Below are 15,370 nucleotides of genomic sequence, written 5' to 3'. Positions count from 1 at the left end.
CGCTGCGCCGCCCGACCGACAACCATCAGAAGGAGGCCGTCATGGCCGACCACTCCGGCACCGAACAGCCGGGTGAGACCCAGACCGAGGCACTGCGGCTGTGGGGCGGCCGGTTCGAGGGCGGCCCCGACCAGGCCCTCGCCCGGCTCTCGCTGAGCACCCACTTCGACTGGCGCTTGGCCCGGCACGACATCGCTGGTTCCCGCGCCCACGCCCGGGCCCTGCACCGCGCGGGACTGCTCGGCGACGAGGAACTCGAAGGCATGCTCGAAGGTCTGGACCGCCTGGAGGCCGATGTCGCCTCGGGTGCGTTCACCCCCGTGCTCGAGGACGAGGACGTGCACACCGCCCTGGAGCGCGGCCTCCTGGAGCGTGTGGGCCCCGAGCTGGGCGGGCGCCTGCGTGCGGGCCGTTCGCGCAACGACCAGATCGCCACCCTGGTGCGGATGTACCTGCGTGAGGAGGCGCGTGCCCTCGCCGACCGGCTCCTGGACCTGGTCGGGGCCCTGGCCGACCAGGCCGCCGACCACCCCGACGCGGCCATGCCCGGCCGTACCCATCTGCAGCACGCCCAGCCCGTGCTCCTGGCACACCAGCTCATGGCGCACGCCTGGCCGCTCGTGCGCGACGTGGAGCGCCTGCGCGACTGGGACCGCCGTGCCGCCGTGTCCGCCTACGGTTCCGGCGCTCTGGCCGGGTCCTCCCTCGGCCTGGAACCCGAGGCGGTCGCCGCCGAGCTGGGGTTCCCCGCGTCCGCCGAGAACTCCATCGACGGGACCTCGGCGCGCGACGTGGTCGCCGAGTTCTCCTTCGTCACCGCGATGATCGGCGTGGACCTGTCCCGGCTCTCGGAGGAGATCATCGTCTGGGCCACCAAGGAGTTCTCCTTCGTCACCCTCGACGACTCCTTCTCGACCGGTTCCTCGATCATGCCGCAGAAGAAGAACCCCGACGTGGCCGAGCTGGCCCGCGGGAAGTCCGGTCGTATGATCGGTGACCTCACCGGTCTGCTGGCCACCCTCAAGGGGCTTCCGCTGGCCTACAACCGGGACCTGCAGGAGGACAAGGAACCGGTCTTCGACGCCGTCGACACGCTCCACCTGCTGCTGCCGGCCATGTCGGGGATGGTCGCCACTCTGACCTTCCACACCGACCGCATGGCCGAACTCGCACCCCAGGGCTTCTCCCTGGCCACCGACATCGCCGAGTGGCTGGTGCGCGAGCGGGTGCCCTTCCGTGAGGCCCACGAGATCGCGGGCGCCTGTGTGCGTGTGTGCGAGGAGCGCGGCATCGACCTTCCCGATCTGACCGATCAGGACTTCGCCGAGATCTCGCCCCACCTGACCTCCGGGGTGCGCGAGGTCCTCGTGGTCCCCGGTTCGCTCGCTTCCCGCGCCGGCAAGGGCGGTACCGCGCCCGCGCGTGTGGCCGAACAGCTCGAGCGCCTGCGGGCCGGCGTACGGGAACACCGCGAAGCCTTCGCTGCGCAGGACTGAACCCGGGCCGTAGCGTCCACCCGTGGCCCCCGCGCCGTGAGCACCGACGAATCGATGCTCATGGGGCGGGGGCTTCTTGTGTTTCGAGTTTCCCCTCTCACGGGACTTCGGTGTGCGATAGCGTCCTGACTCTGCGGGCACTACACGTGGTCCTTCCTGTGCGCACCGTCATCGACGCATGTCCTCGTCGGTTCCGTCCCTGCGCAGCCCACACCACCCCCGGTGTCCGCGATCCGTCGGGAGGAGCACCATGGGGCAGTCAGGAGGCACACGCCGCGGTATCGGGACGCAGCTCAAGAAGATCGTGCTGATCCCCAGCATCACGTTCTTGATGCTGTTCGTGGTGATCAGTGCCGGCACCCTCACCCAGGCCGTCTCCCTGCGTGCGGCCGCCACGGAGGGGGACGCGGGGTCCGAGCTCGCCCGTGCACTCACCGACCTGCAGAGCGAACGCCGTCTGCACGCCGAGTACGCGGCCGACCCCGGGGCCGAACGTGAGACCGCCCTGGCCGAGGGGATCGAGCGCTCCGACGCCTCTCTGGAGACCGTCCGCTCCTTGCGCGAGGACTTCGGCGGCGGCGAGGACCCCTTCACCGGGGCTCTCGTCGGAGGATTCTTCGAATCGCTCGAGGGGGTCGACGAGCTGCGCAGTACCGGCTCCGGCGGCTCCGACGACATCGATGCCGTCCTGAGCACCTACACCTCCGCGCTCCGTGAGGGCGTGCGCCTCTACAGCAGCCTCACCCACACCCTCGACGACGGGACCGCCGCCGCCGAGGCCGCCGCCGCCACAGACCTCATGTGGGCCCAGGAGAGCTTCGGCCACGCCGACGCCCTCGTCAGCGCCACCCTCGCCGGGCAGGAGCTCACCCGCTCCGACCAGAACCGTATCGCCGCCCTGATCACCGACGCCCGCCACCGCGTGGCCACCGTCCACCCCGGTCCGGGCGCCGTCGACGGTCCGACACCGGGGGACCTGCTCTCCGGCGACCACTGGCAGGATGCTCTGGAGGCCGCCGACATGCTCGCCGCACACGAACCCGATGTCACGGTCGAACCTCTCACCGGTGAGCAGGAGAGTGAACTGTCCCCGCCCGCGACCCTGGACGACTGGCGCGAGGACGCCGACCCCGTCAACACCGGACTTGCCGGGATCATCGACACCCGCACCGAGTCGGTCGTGGAGACGGCCGAGTCGGCCGCCTCGTGGATGATGACGGTCTCGGTCGGCGGCGGGGTCCTGTCGCTGTTCGCCGGCGCCCTCTCCTACGGGGTCGCCGCGCGCTCCGCGAGCCGCCTCACCTTCCGCCTGGCCAAGCTCCGGGCCGAGACGCTCGGCAGCGCACGCAAGGACCTGCCCCGCATCGTGCGCCGCCTCGAAGCAGGTGAGAGTGTCGACCTCGACACCGAACTCCACCAGCTCGACCACGGGAACGACGAGGTCGGACAGGTCGCCGACGCCTTCAACATCGCCCAGCGCACCGCCGTGAGCGCCGCTGTCAAACAGGCCGACCTCCGCGAGGGCGTCAACCGGGTCTTCCTGGGCATCGCCCACCGCAACCAGTCGCTCGTGCAGCGCCAGCTCCAGCTCCTGGACCGGGTCGAGCGCGAGGAGGACGACCCCGACCTGCTGGAGAGCCTCTTCCAGCTCGACCATCTGGCCACACGCGGTCGCCGCCATGCCGAGAACCTCATCATCCTGGGCGGGGCCCAGCCCGGACGCCGCTGGCGCCATCCCATCCCGCTGGTGGACATCCTCCGAGGTGCGATCTCCGAGAGCGACGAGTACGCACGGGTGCGCCTGACCAGTATCCCGGACCTGTCCCTGTCCGGGACGGTCGTGGCCGACGTCATCCACATGCTCGCCGAACTCGTCGAGAACGCCACCGCCTACTCGCCCCCGCACACCGAGGTCACCATCGCGACCGAGACCGTGCCCAAGGGTGTGGTCGTCGAGATCGAGGACCGTGGACTGGGGATGACCGAGGACACCCTCTCGCAGTCCAACACCACCCTTGCCGAAGCCCCGGAGTTCGACGTCATGGCGGCCGGGGTCGACGCCCGTCTGGGCCTGTTCGTGGTCGCACGCCTGGCCGTCAAACACGACATCGCTGTGGAACTGCGCCCCTCGCCCTACGGGGGGACCCGTGCCGTGGTGCTCGTGCCCGGGGCCCTCATCACCCCCTCGGCCGATGCGGTACCCGAACGCCCGCGTCTGGGCGGTGCGGCCCGACGCAACCAGGGGCCGGCCGCGGTGTCCGAGGCGGAGAGCTCCGACCTGCTGTCCTCGGCAGGGCAACGCGGGGCCCGTGCGGTCCTGCGCCCCGTGCCCGAACCGGGGGAGGAGAAGAGCGCGGAGCGCTCCGCGGGACCGGTCCTTCGGGGCGTGCCCGATCTGGTGTCCGCGCCCGAGGAAACGGAAGGGACGGACCCGGAACGGCAGAGCGCGCAAGCACCCCTGCCGCGCCGCCGGGGCGGCAGGGTCGGTACGGAGCAGGGCCGGCCCGGTCTGCCCCGGCGCCGGCGCCAGGCCAACCTCGCCCCCCAACTGCGCCGTGAGCCCCCCGGGGAACCGGAGCCCCGGGAGGAGGGAGGGGCGGTCGCGTCCAAGGAACGCAGTCCCGAACAGGTACGGCAGATGATGAACGCCTTCAGCACGGGTACCCGACGCGGCCGGGAGGAACAGATCGAGACCACGGGAGGCGAACGAAGCAGTGATGGTCAGGTCGGCGGCGACGCCGACGAGCACACGGGAGAGAGCGACTGAGATGGTGGGCAAGAGCAAGGCCGCGGACAACCTCGACTGGCTCCTGGACGACCTCGTCGGTCTGGTGGTCGGTGCTGATCACGCGATCGTACTGTCCTCGGACGGTCTGTTGCTGGGCAGTTCCCGGACCCTGGGATCCGAGGACGCCGAACACCTGGCCGCACTGGCCTCGGCGTTCCAGAGTCTGGCCCGGGGGACGGGCCGGCATTTCGACGGGGGAGGGGTGCGCCAGACCGTCGTGGAGATGGAGTACTCCTACCTCTTCGTCACCGCCGCGGGCGACGGAGCCTGTCTCGCCGTGCTGGCGGGGGAACAGGCGGACGTGGGCCTGGTCGCCTACGAGATGAACCTGAGGGTCAAACAGGTCGGCCAGTTCCTCACCGCGGCCCCGCGTAGGTCGGACCACCTCACGACAGCTGGGGGAGGCGCCGGGACATGACCGCGCCTCGATACAGGAGGCCGGAGGGCCCGTGGGAGGGCGGTCGAGAAGGCCAGGAGACCGGTGGAGGCACGTCCGTGGGGGTCGTCGGCGGTTCCACGGCCGGTCCGCTCGTACGTCCCTACACCATGACCAAAGGCCGTACCAGGCCCACCGGCCAGGGCGGACGGCTCGACCTCATCACCCTCGTGGTGGCGGTCTCCGAAGGGGAGGAGGAGGGCCGGGAGCCCGAGCACGGGGCGATCCTGCGCCTGTGCCGCAGACCCGTCTCCGTCGCGGAGATCTCCGCTCGGCTCGACATCCCCCTCACCGTCGTCAGGGTCCTCCTGAGCGACCTGCTCGCCGAGGGCGACCTACGCACCCGGGCGGCCCCGCCCGTGACCGAACTCCCCGAGAAGAAAGTGCTTCAGGCGGTACTCGATGGCATCCGCAGACTCTGACACACAGCCGACAGAGGCGATCCCGCACGCGGTCAAGATCATCGTCGCCGGAGGGTTCGGCGCGGGTAAGACGACCCTGGTCTCCTCGGTCAGCGAGATCGCTCCACTGAGCACCGAGGAGCTCATGACCGAGGCCAGTTACGGGGTGGACGACCTCGGCGGGGTGGAGGAGAAGACCACCACCACCGTGGCCCTGGACTTCGGCCGGATCACGATCGGCACCGACATCGTCCTCTACCTGTTCGGCACCCCGGGCCAGGACCGGTTCTGGTTCATGTGGGAAGAGCTCGCCGCAGGCGCTCTGGGAGCGGTGGTCCTGGCCGACACCCGTCGTCTGGACACCTGCTTCCACGCGGTCGACTTCTTCGAGCGCAAGGGGGTGCCCTTCATCGTGGCCGTCAACCGCTTCGAGGGTTCCACCGAGTACTCGGCCGAAGAGGTGCGTGAGGCGCTCGACGTCCCGGAGGGCGTTCCGGTGGTGGCGGCCGACGCCCGCGATCGAAAGTCCAGCAAGGAGGTGTTGGTGGAGCTCGTCACGCACGTACTGCGCAGCCGCCAGGCCGCGATGAGCGGTTGAGCTCCGGGCCTCGGCCCGATGCCGCCGGGCGCTCGCCGGGTGTACGTTCGGTGGGTGCGCTCGTGAATGTGGTGTTGAACGCTACAATGTCGCGGCAGTGACCTTGGCTCTGATCTGCCCGGATCACCCCATCCGCCTCTCATCTGAATCCCTGGTATGCAAAACTCTGACCGACTTCCCCCGCGCGAACTGCCCAAGCGACGCTCCGGACGGCACCGGAATCCCTTGTCCTTCGACAACTGGTTCGGGACCCCGGCGCTGATCATGGCGGTTCCCGGTACGGCTGAACAGGCCAAGGACGCCGACGGTGAGTCGATCGGTGCCCGGATGGCCGATCTGGTGCGCGCCTATCGCCCTGAGGTGACCATCCGCCACGGACACACCGAGGGCGACGAGGAAACCCTGGCCGATGCGCTCAGCGTCCTGGACGAGGGCGGTGAGCGTCCCCTGGACGGGGTCGTCGTACCGCTCGTCACCGCCCCGCACACTGCGGTGTCGGCCGCCGTGGAACGTGCTGTGGCCGACAGCGGCGCCGATGTGCGCGTCACCGAGGGCCTGGGGCCGCACCCCATGCTCGCCGAGGTCCTGCACCTGCGACTGGCCGAGGCCGGTTCGGTGCGTGCGGACCGGATGCGTCTCATCAGTGTCGTGGCCCGCAACACGACGATGGCCGACGGGGTCGTCGTCGGTGGTGTGGGCGGTGAGGGCGCCGTGGGCGCTGCCGGTGTGACCGCGGTGCTGTTGGCCGCCCGCCTGGGGGTGACCGTGCTCCCTGCCGACCTGGAGAACGAGACCGCTCTGGAGCGCGTCGTCGGCCAGCTGCGCGAGGGAGGCTCGCAGCGCCCGGTCATCGCTCCCAGCGCCCTGGGGCCGGAACTGTCGTGGGAACACCTCGAAGCGGTGACGGAGCGGCTCGACGTGCGGCTGGGCGACCCGCTGGGCGCCGACAGCCTGCTCGGCAAGATCGCCGCGCTCCGGTACGCGGAGATCCTCAACTCCCTCGGGGTGGAGCAGCCGCCCACCGCGGAGGAGCTGCCGGCGCCGGTGGGTTCGCGCCACCGTCCCGATTCCTGACCGGCGACACGCCGGACCGCGAACGGTATCGGGGCCTGCCACACACGTGGCGGGCCCCTTCGTCGTGTGTGGGCCCCTCCCACCTGGTCAGGAACGCCCCGCTAACACACGTTTCGGCCACTTGCGAGCTTTACGAATGTAACTAGTAGTGATTATTTGACAACGCAAAGCAATGAATCTTCGATAGTCTCAGGCACGACCGAGAGTCGCCGGGGCGTCCGAGGAGGAGTCCGGCACACGCACCGGCTGGAGGGGCCATGCGAAAGAAAGGCGACGGCGCGCCCGCGATCCGAGGACAGCTCAATCGCATCGTGCTGATCCCGAGCCTGTGCTTCCTTGCCCTGTGGCTCGTGGTGGCGACGGTGGGAACCGTCCAGGCGGCCCAACTCATGGGCGCGGTGAACCAGGCCAAGGAAGGCGCGGAGATCTTCTCCGGAGCCGCGGAGGAACTGCGGGCCGAGCGGCGCGAGGCGTTGGTCCAGCTCGGCTCCGTCGAGAGCGGTGCACGGCGGACCGTCGACACCGCTTCCCTGGAGGAGGGCCGTGAGGCCACGGACGAGGCGCTCACCGAAGCGGTGGCCACCGCAGCCGACCTCGGAACGGAGTGGGACGGCGAGGTCGACCGCATCGTCACCGACCTGCAGGAGACGCCCGCGTCCGTGGAGGGGCTGCGCCGGGGCGTCGACGAGGCCGTCCCGAACCGCGAGCGTGTGCTGCTCGAGTACGGGGAGATCCTCGACCTGCTCCAGGAGACCGTCACCGTACTGGTGCACGCCACCGACGGGGGAGAGAACCTCTCCGACGCGGTGCTGGCCAGTGACCTGATGAGCGCACGGTCGGAGTACGCCGAGGCCGATGCCCTGCTCGCCGGGGTGATCGCCGCCGAGGGGATGGACCACCAGGAGAGCGCCCACTTCACCTACCTGACCGCTTCCTACCGGGACACCCTCGAGGAGGCCGGGGACTCGCTCCACCCCGAGGTGCGCTCCCGGTACGAGGAGATGCTCGACGGCCGGTCCTGGGGCCGGGCCGAGGAGATCAGCCGTGACGTGGTCACCCGGCCCCTGTTGACCGAGACCGGGGCCGTCACCGCCACCGGTGAACCCGTCCTCGAAGCCAACACAGACGTCGATGTCTCCGCCGATGACTGGGAGGGGTCATCGTTCCCCGCGCTGGGTGAACTCGACGCACTCGCCCTCGCCCAGACCGAACACACCGTCGATCTCGCCTGGAGCGCAGCTCTGCTGCGTGTCTCCCTGGGGGTGGCCGCGGCGGGAGCGGTTCTGGTCGCCGGCATGGTCGCCATCGCCGTCGTCGGGCGCTCCTCCCGCCATCTGACCGGGCGCCTGGCCCGGCTGCGCGGCCAGATTCTCGACCGGGACGACGACCTCCCCGAGATCATCGACCGCGCTCAGCGCGGCGAACGTGTCGAGGTGCAGGACGAACTACCGCCCCTGGACGAACACTCCGAGGACGAGATCGGACAGGTCGCCGAGGCCTTCGACAGCGCTCAGCTCGCCGCCGTCGAGGCCGCCGTCCGCCAGGCCGAGATCCGACGGGGCGCCAACCGTGCTTTCCTCGGGGTGGCCTTCCGCAACCAGGCCCTGGTCCAGCGGCAGCTGCGCCTGCTCGACGAGATCGAACACGACGAACAGGACCCCGACGCCCTGCACCGTCTGTTCCAGCTCGACCACCTGGCCACCCGGGGCCGCCGCTACGCCGACAACCTGATCATCCTCGGCGGCGGACAGGCCGACCGGCGCCGGAGCAAACACCGGCCGCTCGTGGACGTGCTGCGCGCCGCCATCAGTGAGACCGAGGACTTCGGCAGGGTCCGTCTGACCTCCGCGCCGCGCATCCTCCTGCACGGCCAGGTCGCCGCAGACGTCGTACACATGCTCGCCGAACTCGTCGAGAACGCCACCCAGTTCTCCCCGGCCGACAGCCCCGTCGACGTGAGTTGCTCACCCGTGGTCGGCGGTCTCGTCGTCGAGGTAGAGGACCGCGGACTGGGCATGTCCGAGCAGGGCTACGCCAAGGCCGAACAGACACTCGCCCGTCCGCCGGAGTTCGATGTGATGGCCATGCCCGACGACCCGCGTCTGGGCCTGTTCGTCGTCTCCTGCCTCGCCGAGCGCCACGGGGTCCAGGTATGGCTGCGACCGTCCCCGTACGGGGGCACCCGTGCCACCGCCCTCATCCCCGAGTCCGTGCTCGAACCCGCGGAGAACCCGGTGCCGGTCACCGAGAACTCCGACACTCCGGCCCCGGACGGTTACTGGCAGGAGCTCGACACCCCCGCCCCCAGCGGCTCGCAGCGTCCCCTGCCCCAGCGCACCCCCCGGGTCCCCGCAGGGCTCGGATCCCCGGAAGCGGTACGCAACCCGGCCGGCTCCGGTCCGCAGCAGTCCCTTCCGGCGCACGCGCAGAACACACCCGCGCCCCAGGACCGTCCGGAACCGCAGGGCGGCCTCGCCCCCGAGGAGGGGCGGCACCCGCTACCGGTGCGCACCCCGCGTTCCCAGCAGCCCGCCGGGCCGTCGGAGGGCCCGTCCACGGACCGGCCGGGGACACCGGTGACGCTCCGCCCCGAGACGCCGGAAACGGGGCAAGCAGTCGACGACCGGGACCACGGTCCGCTGTCCGGAGTTCCGTACTGGGACGACTCTCCCCACCCCTCAGGTCCTCTCGAACCCATGGACCCGCCCACACCCGCCGGGGGCTCTGCGACGCAACAACCCAGCCCCGGCCCGGGGAACCACCCGTACGAGGGGTTCCCCTCCACCGTGCCCGGAGACCAGGGGGGACACCGTGAACGCTGAGAGACAGCGGCCGCAGGACGAGGCCGCAACCGAGCTCACCCGCAGGGCACCGGTGGACCTCCCACCGCCCGAGGGCGAGGAGGAACGGTTCCTGCGTCCCTTCGCCGTGGACGCGGGCGTACTCGCCCCCCGCCCGGGCGGGCCCGTAGAGCAGTTGGAGATGCTCAGCCGGGTCGTGGCTGCCCGCACCCCGGGACGGAACGAGTGGTTGCGGCCCGAACGCGAGACGATCCTGACCCACGCCCAACGCGCCGGCACGGTCGTCGAACTCGCGGCCGAGCTCGGCCTCCCGTTGGGGCAGGTCCGTGCCATCGCCGCCGAGATGCTCGCCGAGGGATCCCTGCAACGCTGCGGGCCCACACGCTCACTGGGCCATTCCGACATCCTGCACGCGGTCCTGGTCGGCCTGCGTTCCCTGTGACGCAGGCACCCGCCCCGGTGGTCCACGGCACAATCGCCCTTGTTAGCGTTCGGCCATGCGCAGCACCGGACACATCGGAGTCATCGGGGCGGGGATCGTGGGCCTGGCCCTGGCCCGCGAACTGGCCCTCCGCACACCCGGAGCACGGGTCACCGTCCTGGAGAAGGAGGACCGGGTCGCCGCTCACCAGAGCGGACGCAACAGCGGGGTCGTGCACGCGGGCCTGTACTACCGGCCCGGTTCGCTCAAGGCCGACCTCTGCCGACGCGGGGCCGGCCTGCTCAAGGAGTACTGCGCCGAACACGAACTGCCCTACCGAGAGGTCGGCAAGGTGCTGGTGGCCGCCGACACCGAGGACGAGGCCCGCCTGGAGGAGATCGAACGCAGGGCGAAGGACAACAGTGTTCCCGGCGTGACCCGTCTCGGCCCCGAGGGGTTGCGCGAGATCGAGCCACACACCAGCGGTGTGGCGGGGCTGCACTCGCCCTCGACCGCGATCACCGATTACGTCGCCGTCGCCGAGCAGCTCGCCGACGACGTGCGCCGCGCGGGCGGTCTGGTCCTGCTCAACACCCCCGTCCTCGACCTGCGCCAGGACCACAGCCGAGTCGAGGTCCTCACCGGTGAGGTGGACGGTGAACGCGCCATCCACCGTTTCGACCGCATCGTGGTCTGCGGAGGCCTGCAGACCGACAGCCTCGTCCGCATGGTCGGAGCACCCGATAACCCCCGCACCGTCCCTTTCCGAGGCCAGTACCACGAGCTGGTCCCGGAACGCCGCAGCCTGGTCAACGGCCTCGTCTACCCCGTTCCCGACCCCCACCAGCCCTTCCTCGGCGTGCACCTGACCCGACACGTGCACGGTGAGGTCATGGCCGGCCCCAACGCCGTCCTGGCCACCGCGTCCGAGGGCTACAGCGGGCGCGACTGGCGTCCGCGCGAGTTCGCCCGCACGCTGGGCTGGCCCGGCACCTGGCGTCTGGCCCGCCGCCACTGGGGCGTGGGCGCCCGCGAGATGCTGGTCTCCGCCTCCACCCGGGCCTTCGCCTCCCAGGCCCGGCGCCTGATCCCCGAGCTGGAGAACGCCGACCTGGTCCCCGCGCCGTCCGGGGTGCGCGCCCAGGCGTTGGGGCGCGACGGACGGCTCCTGGACGACTTCCGGGTGGAGACCCACAGCCGGGTGGTGTGTGTGCGCAACGCGCCTTCCCCGGCGGCCACCTCGTCCCTGGCGATCGCGGAGTTCCTCGCCCGGGAGTACGTTCCGGCCGGCTGACGCGGCGGTGTGTCGTACAGAGTTGTCCACAGGCACGAAAGACACTCTGGAAAGCGGACCGGGCAGAGCTCACCATGGGCGTCGTCGGTGCGGGAAGGCCCCGTCACCGTCCACGGGAGGAACCCATGCCCTTGGTCCGCCTGACCGCACCGGCCCTGGCCTTCGTACTCGCGCTCACGCTCACGGCAGCGGGAGCGGTGCCCCGAGGAGGAATGTTGGACGGATTCACCATCGGACACCTGCCCGCGTCCACCGAGGGGGCCTCGACCTCCGACTTCACCTACGAGTGGGGCGAGGTCGCCTTCAACAGCCGTGTGTGGGAGAAACGCCTGGAGGACGGCGCCGCACGGGTCGTCCTCCAGGTCCTGGTGATGCGCGGCGACCGGCTCGCCGACCTCGACACCACCAGCGCCTTCCTCACCGAGTACCACGAGCGGGCCGAGGACCGGGCGCTCACCGAGTTCGACAACGCCGGAGCTCCCGGTCTGCACGGGAACGCCGAAGCGTTCTGGGTCCCCGAGACCGGGGTCGCGGTCGAGGTACGCGACCCCTTCGGACTCGTGGGGCCCGACGAGCTCATGGCCACCGCCCGGGGCATTGCCGCTTCCCCCGCTTGAGCGGACGGACTCAGCAGGCCTCGAGCACCTCGCGCAGTGCCTGCTCCTCGTCCGGGTCCACCGTCAGGTCCCAGGTGTGCTTGACCTCGATCCAGGAGGCCACATAGTCGCAGTGGACCTTCTCCGACGGGGGCATCCAGTCGGAGGGGTCGGAGTCCCCCTTGGACCGGTTGCTGGAGGCGCTCACCGCCCACAACTGGGAACTGTCCAGGTCGTTGGCGAAACCCCGGCGCTCCTCGGTCGTCCACGCGTGGGCACCCGACCGCCAGCCCTCCTTGAGGGGGACCATGTGGTCGATGTCGATCTCCTGTGCGTCGGTGAGGACCTCGTCGTCGTAACGGCTGTCCCACCGGCCGGAGACCGGCTGGCAGTCGTCGTCGACCTCGACGTCCTCACCGTCGCGTTCCAGCACCACCTGCCGGGACGTGCAGTTGTCCTCGACCCCGTGGTCCCAGTGGGGGAACAACGCCCGGTCGTACTCGGCCGGTTCCGCCTCGTCCTCGATACGCAGTTCCTCGAGCTGCTCCTGTGCCCGGCCCTCGGACGCCCGGCCCTCGGACGCATCCGACGGGGTAGCGCCGGGGGATGGGCCGGCCGGGAGGTCGCCGAGGTCGACCACACCCGCCTGCTGCAACGCCACCACAGCCACCGCCACGGCGGCGACGAGGGCGCTCAGAGCCGCTGTTGTCCTGGAACGGGGGCGGCGCGGACCGGACCTGCCGCTCCGGGAGGAAGATTTCTTCGACATCTGCAGGACTCCAACAATGTGCTCCCCGCTCCACGGGGAGGCCGTTCGTGCCCTTCAAGCTTGGCCCATGGCCGGAACCGCGCGGGAGAGGCCACCCTGGGGGGAGGGGCTCATCCGTGCTCGTCCGCGCCCGGCACGAGCATGCGCACGCAGCTCTCCACGAGCACGTCGAAGCTCGTGTCCACGTCCGCGGGGAACCCGAACCCGCCGTTGGCCTCCAGGTCCACGAACCCGTGCAGCGCGCTGCGCAGCGCCCGCATCACCGGCACGTGTCTGCTCTCGGCCACGCCGAGACCCTGCAGTACCTCCGCGAGGACGGAGACCGGGTCGGGGGACAGGGGTGCCTCCTCGGTCCCGGAAGGCAACAGCGGCGCGCGCTGCAGTGCCGTGTACCGGCCCGGGTGGGCGTGTGCGAAACGGCGGTAGGCGTGGGCGAACACCCGCCACGCGTCGGGGCCGGTCCTTCCGTCGAGGGCCTCCCGAAGACAGGCACCGAGCTCCTGGGCCCCCGCGCGGGCCACCGACCGGCGCAGCCCGCCGAGGCCCTCCACGTGTTTGTACAGGCTCGGCACCGAGACCCCGAACCGCTGAGCGACACCGGAGAGGGTGAGAGCGTCGAACCCTTCCTCGTCACTGAGCAGTGCAGCTTCGCGGACCACCCGTTCGGGGGTCACACCGGCTCTAGGCATCGGCACGCACTCCACCGACGGCCTCCTCCCGGCCCCGGGGACCGCAGTCCGCCGGTGTGCGGGCCTTACCGTGCAGGTTGTGGATAGCGCGTACGCGCGTGCGGTCGCAATGGTGCATGGTGTGCCTCCGGTTCGTCCGGGACCGGTATCGGACCCCCACGGAGTTAAGCATCTTAACCATGAGTAGCAGGAGCCGGGTGGGGCAATTGTGCGATGCCGCCGGGACCAGGTCCGTGCCCGTACCCGATAACGTGGGAGCGAGCGATATCGGAGCAGAGGCCCGGCGCCCTTCCTCCTGAGCTCACGGCAGATCGGGTCCGTCCCGCCTCGCAACAGAAAGCAACACAGTGACCGACATCATCGACGAACTCCAGTGGCGCGGCATGCTCGCGCAGACGACCGACCTTGACGCTCTCCGCAAGGCGCTCGCCGATGGTCCGATCACCCTGTATTGCGGGTTCGACCCCACCGCCGGGAGCTTGCACGTCGGGCACCTCGTCCAGATCGTCACCCTGGCCCGCTTCCAGCAGGCCGGGCACCGTCCCATCGCCCTCGTCGGCGGGGGGACCGGTCTCATCGGGGACCCGAAGCCCAGCGCCGAGCGCAGGCTCAACTCCCGCGAGACGGTGAAGGGGTGGGTCTCCCGGCTCGGCCGGCAACTGTCGACCTTCCTGCGCTTCACCCCCGAGGGTGAGACGGAGCAGCCCACCGACGCGATCCTGGCCGACAACGCCGACTGGCTCGGTGAGCTCAGCGCACTCGAACTCATGCGCGACGTCGGCAAGCACTTCAGCATCAACCAGATGCTGGCCCGGGACACCGTCAAGAACCGCCTCGACGGCGACGGCATGAGCTACACGGAGTTCAGCTACGTGCTGCTGCAGTCCTACGACTACGTGCAGCTCTACCGGCGCTACGGGTGCACGCTCCAGACCGGAGGCTCCGACCAGTGGGGCAACATCACTGCCGGCCTGGACCTGGTGCGGCGCATGGACGCCAACGAGCCGCACGGTGCTGCGCACGGGCTCACCTTCAACCTGCTCACCAAGGCCGACGGCTCCAAGTTCGGCAAGAGCGAGTCCGGCGGCAACTTCTGGCTCGACCAGGAGCTGACTTCGCCGTACGCCTTCTACCAGTTCTGGTTCAACGCCGACGACCGCGACGTGGTCCGCTTCCTCAAGACCTTCAGTTTCCGCTCCCGGGAGGAGATCGAGGACCTGGAGCGTCAGACCCAGGAGCGTCCGCAGGCCCGGGCGGCCCAGCGAGCCCTGGCCGAGGAGCTCACCACACTGGTGCACGGTGAGGAGGAGTGCCGCAAGGTCGTCGATGCGAGTCTGGCGCTCTTCGGCCGCGCCGACCTGAGTGAGCTGGACGGGCGCACCCTCGAGGCGGCGCTGTCCGAGGTGCCCAAGGTCGAGACCGAGGTCCCGGTCGGTGAACTGCCGAGCGTGGTCGACCTCTTCGCGGAGAGCGGCCTGACGCCGAGCAAGTCGGCGGCTCGGCGTGCCATCAAGGAGGGCGGGGCCTACGTCAACAACGTGAAGGTCACCGGGGAGGACGCCGTGATCTCCGCCGAGGACCTGCTCGCGGAGCGGTTCGTCGTCCTGCGCAAGGGCAAGCGCAACATCGGTGGGGTCGTTCTCCGGGGTTGAGCCCACGGTGCGGGGCGGCCACATCCGGGCGTGGCCGCCCCGCGGTGCTTGTGCAGGTCACAGCCGGGCGCATACCCCTTGATCCCGACGGCTCCCGACGGATAAACTCCTGTGGGTAGAACAAACCGACGTGGGCGCGCAGACGATTGCTTCGCCGGCGCACACGAGGGACCGACAAGCCGCCCGCACGGGGCGCCCGGAGTCCGGATCGCCGGCGAGAGCATGGCTCCGGGCTCTGATTTGACGCCCGGCGAAGGTGTGCCTACACTCGATCGAGTCGTTGTAGGACGGCGAGCCACCGGCACGGTCGGCTCAGCGCCGCGACGCACCGACGATCCTCTCTTCTTCGGAACTT

13 protein-coding genes are annotated in these 15,370 nt (G+C 70.4%); 11 read left to right on the top strand and 2 right to left on the bottom strand.

Annotation, left to right across the window (positions count from 1 at the left end):
* Nucleotides 1–41 precede the first annotated feature (41 nt).
* The 10 genes from argH (at nt 42) to D456_RS0113630 (ending at nt 11,926) form a co-directional block, all read left to right on the top strand.
* Nucleotides 42–1,496, top strand: a complete 1,455-nt coding sequence (gene argH / locus D456_RS0113675; RefSeq protein WP_017576747.1) for an argininosuccinate lyase — start codon at nt 42–44, stop codon at nt 1,494–1,496.
* A 250-nt stretch (nt 1,497–1,746) separates the two neighbouring features.
* The gene (locus D456_RS0113670) at nt 1,747–4,263 is read left to right on the top strand and encodes a sensor histidine kinase (RefSeq protein WP_017576746.1); all 2,517 of its coding nucleotides are present in this window, start codon (nt 1,747–1,749) and stop codon (nt 4,261–4,263) included.
* Between the two features lies 1 nt (nt 4,264).
* Nucleotides 4,265–4,702 carry a roadblock/LC7 domain-containing protein gene (locus D456_RS0113665; protein WP_017576745.1) on the top strand — a complete coding sequence of 146 codons (438 nt, stop codon included), beginning with the start codon at nt 4,265–4,267 and terminating at the stop codon, nt 4,700–4,702.
* Nucleotides 4,699–5,142, top strand: a complete 444-nt coding sequence (locus tag D456_RS0113660) for a DUF742 domain-containing protein (RefSeq protein WP_230480233.1) — start codon at nt 4,699–4,701, stop codon at nt 5,140–5,142. The genes D456_RS0113665 and D456_RS0113660 overlap by 4 nt, the downstream gene beginning before the upstream one ends.
* Nucleotides 5,123–5,719, top strand: a complete 597-nt coding sequence (locus D456_RS0113655) for a GTP-binding protein (protein ID WP_017576743.1) — start codon at nt 5,123–5,125, stop codon at nt 5,717–5,719. The genes D456_RS0113660 and D456_RS0113655 overlap by 20 nt, the downstream gene beginning before the upstream one ends.
* 156 nt (nt 5,720–5,875) lie before the next feature.
* Nucleotides 5,876–6,793, top strand: a complete 918-nt coding sequence (locus tag D456_RS0113650; RefSeq protein ID WP_026115854.1) for a sirohydrochlorin chelatase — start codon at nt 5,876–5,878, stop codon at nt 6,791–6,793.
* 257 nt (nt 6,794–7,050) lie between these two features.
* Nucleotides 7,051–9,615, top strand: a complete 2,565-nt coding sequence (locus D456_RS0113645) for a sensor histidine kinase (RefSeq protein ID WP_026115853.1) — start codon at nt 7,051–7,053, stop codon at nt 9,613–9,615.
* Nucleotides 9,605–10,036, top strand: coding sequence for a DUF742 domain-containing protein (locus D456_RS0113640; protein ID WP_017576741.1), 432 nt, complete (start codon nt 9,605–9,607; stop codon nt 10,034–10,036). The genes D456_RS0113645 and D456_RS0113640 overlap by 11 nt, the downstream gene beginning before the upstream one ends.
* A gap of 55 nt (nt 10,037–10,091) precedes the next feature.
* Nucleotides 10,092–11,309 carry an L-2-hydroxyglutarate oxidase gene (gene lhgO, locus D456_RS0113635; protein ID WP_017576740.1) on the top strand — a complete coding sequence of 406 codons (1,218 nt, stop codon included), beginning with the start codon at nt 10,092–10,094 and terminating at the stop codon, nt 11,307–11,309.
* Between the two features lie 125 nt (nt 11,310–11,434).
* Entirely contained in the window at nt 11,435–11,926 is a 492-nt protein-coding gene (locus tag D456_RS0113630; RefSeq protein WP_017576739.1) for a hypothetical protein, read from the top strand.
* 10 nt (nt 11,927–11,936) lie between these two features.
* Here D456_RS0113630 and D456_RS0113625 read toward each other — a convergent pair whose 3' ends face one another.
* Both D456_RS0113625 and D456_RS0113620 read right to left on the bottom strand, forming a co-directional pair.
* Nucleotides 11,937–12,674 carry an HNH endonuclease family protein gene (locus D456_RS0113625; RefSeq protein WP_026115852.1) on the bottom strand — a complete coding sequence of 246 codons (738 nt, stop codon included), beginning with the start codon at nt 12,672–12,674 and terminating at the stop codon, nt 11,937–11,939.
* Between the two features lie 110 nt (nt 12,675–12,784).
* On the bottom strand, nt 12,785–13,363 hold the full coding sequence (locus tag D456_RS0113620; protein ID WP_051049459.1) for a TetR/AcrR family transcriptional regulator: 579 nt from the start codon (nt 13,361–13,363) through the stop codon (nt 12,785–12,787).
* A 347-nt stretch (nt 13,364–13,710) separates the two neighbouring features.
* Here D456_RS0113620 and tyrS point away from each other — a divergent pair, with 347 nt between their 5' ends.
* The gene (gene tyrS, locus D456_RS0113615; protein ID WP_017576736.1) at nt 13,711–15,015 is read left to right on the top strand and encodes a tyrosine--tRNA ligase; all 1,305 of its coding nucleotides are present in this window, start codon (nt 13,711–13,713) and stop codon (nt 15,013–15,015) included.
* Nucleotides 15,016–15,370 lie beyond the last annotated feature (355 nt).

Origin of the sequence: Nocardiopsis kunsanensis DSM 44524, from assembly GCF_000340965.1 — a bacterium.
In the GTDB taxonomy this organism is placed as follows: domain Bacteria; phylum Actinomycetota; class Actinomycetes; order Streptosporangiales; family Streptosporangiaceae; genus Nocardiopsis; species Nocardiopsis kunsanensis.
The sequence above is the reverse complement of the archived record's forward strand: the minus strand, read 5'-3'. Positions and strand labels throughout refer to the sequence as shown.

Coding starts and splice junctions, on each gene's coding strand:
- argH (WP_017576747.1), top strand. CDS start 42: ATGGCCGACCACTCCGGCACCGAACAGCCGGGTGAGACCCAGACCGAG.
- D456_RS0113670 (WP_017576746.1), top strand. CDS start 1,747: ATGGGGCAGTCAGGAGGCACACGCCGCGGTATCGGGACGCAGCTCAAG.
- D456_RS0113665 (WP_017576745.1), top strand. CDS start 4,265: ATGGTGGGCAAGAGCAAGGCCGCGGACAACCTCGACTGGCTCCTGGAC.
- D456_RS0113660 (WP_230480233.1), top strand. CDS start 4,699: ATGACCGCGCCTCGATACAGGAGGCCGGAGGGCCCGTGGGAGGGCGGT.
- D456_RS0113655 (WP_017576743.1), top strand. CDS start 5,123: ATGGCATCCGCAGACTCTGACACACAGCCGACAGAGGCGATCCCGCAC.
- D456_RS0113650 (WP_026115854.1), top strand. CDS start 5,876: ATGCAAAACTCTGACCGACTTCCCCCGCGCGAACTGCCCAAGCGACGC.
- D456_RS0113645 (WP_026115853.1), top strand. CDS start 7,051: ATGCGAAAGAAAGGCGACGGCGCGCCCGCGATCCGAGGACAGCTCAAT.
- lhgO (WP_017576740.1), top strand. CDS start 10,092: ATGCGCAGCACCGGACACATCGGAGTCATCGGGGCGGGGATCGTGGGC.
- D456_RS0113630 (WP_017576739.1), top strand. CDS start 11,435: ATGCCCTTGGTCCGCCTGACCGCACCGGCCCTGGCCTTCGTACTCGCG.
- D456_RS0113625 (WP_026115852.1), bottom strand. CDS start 12,674: ATGTCGAAGAAATCTTCCTCCCGGAGCGGCAGGTCCGGTCCGCGCCGC.
- D456_RS0113620 (WP_051049459.1), bottom strand. CDS start 13,363: ATGCCTAGAGCCGGTGTGACCCCCGAACGGGTGGTCCGCGAAGCTGCA.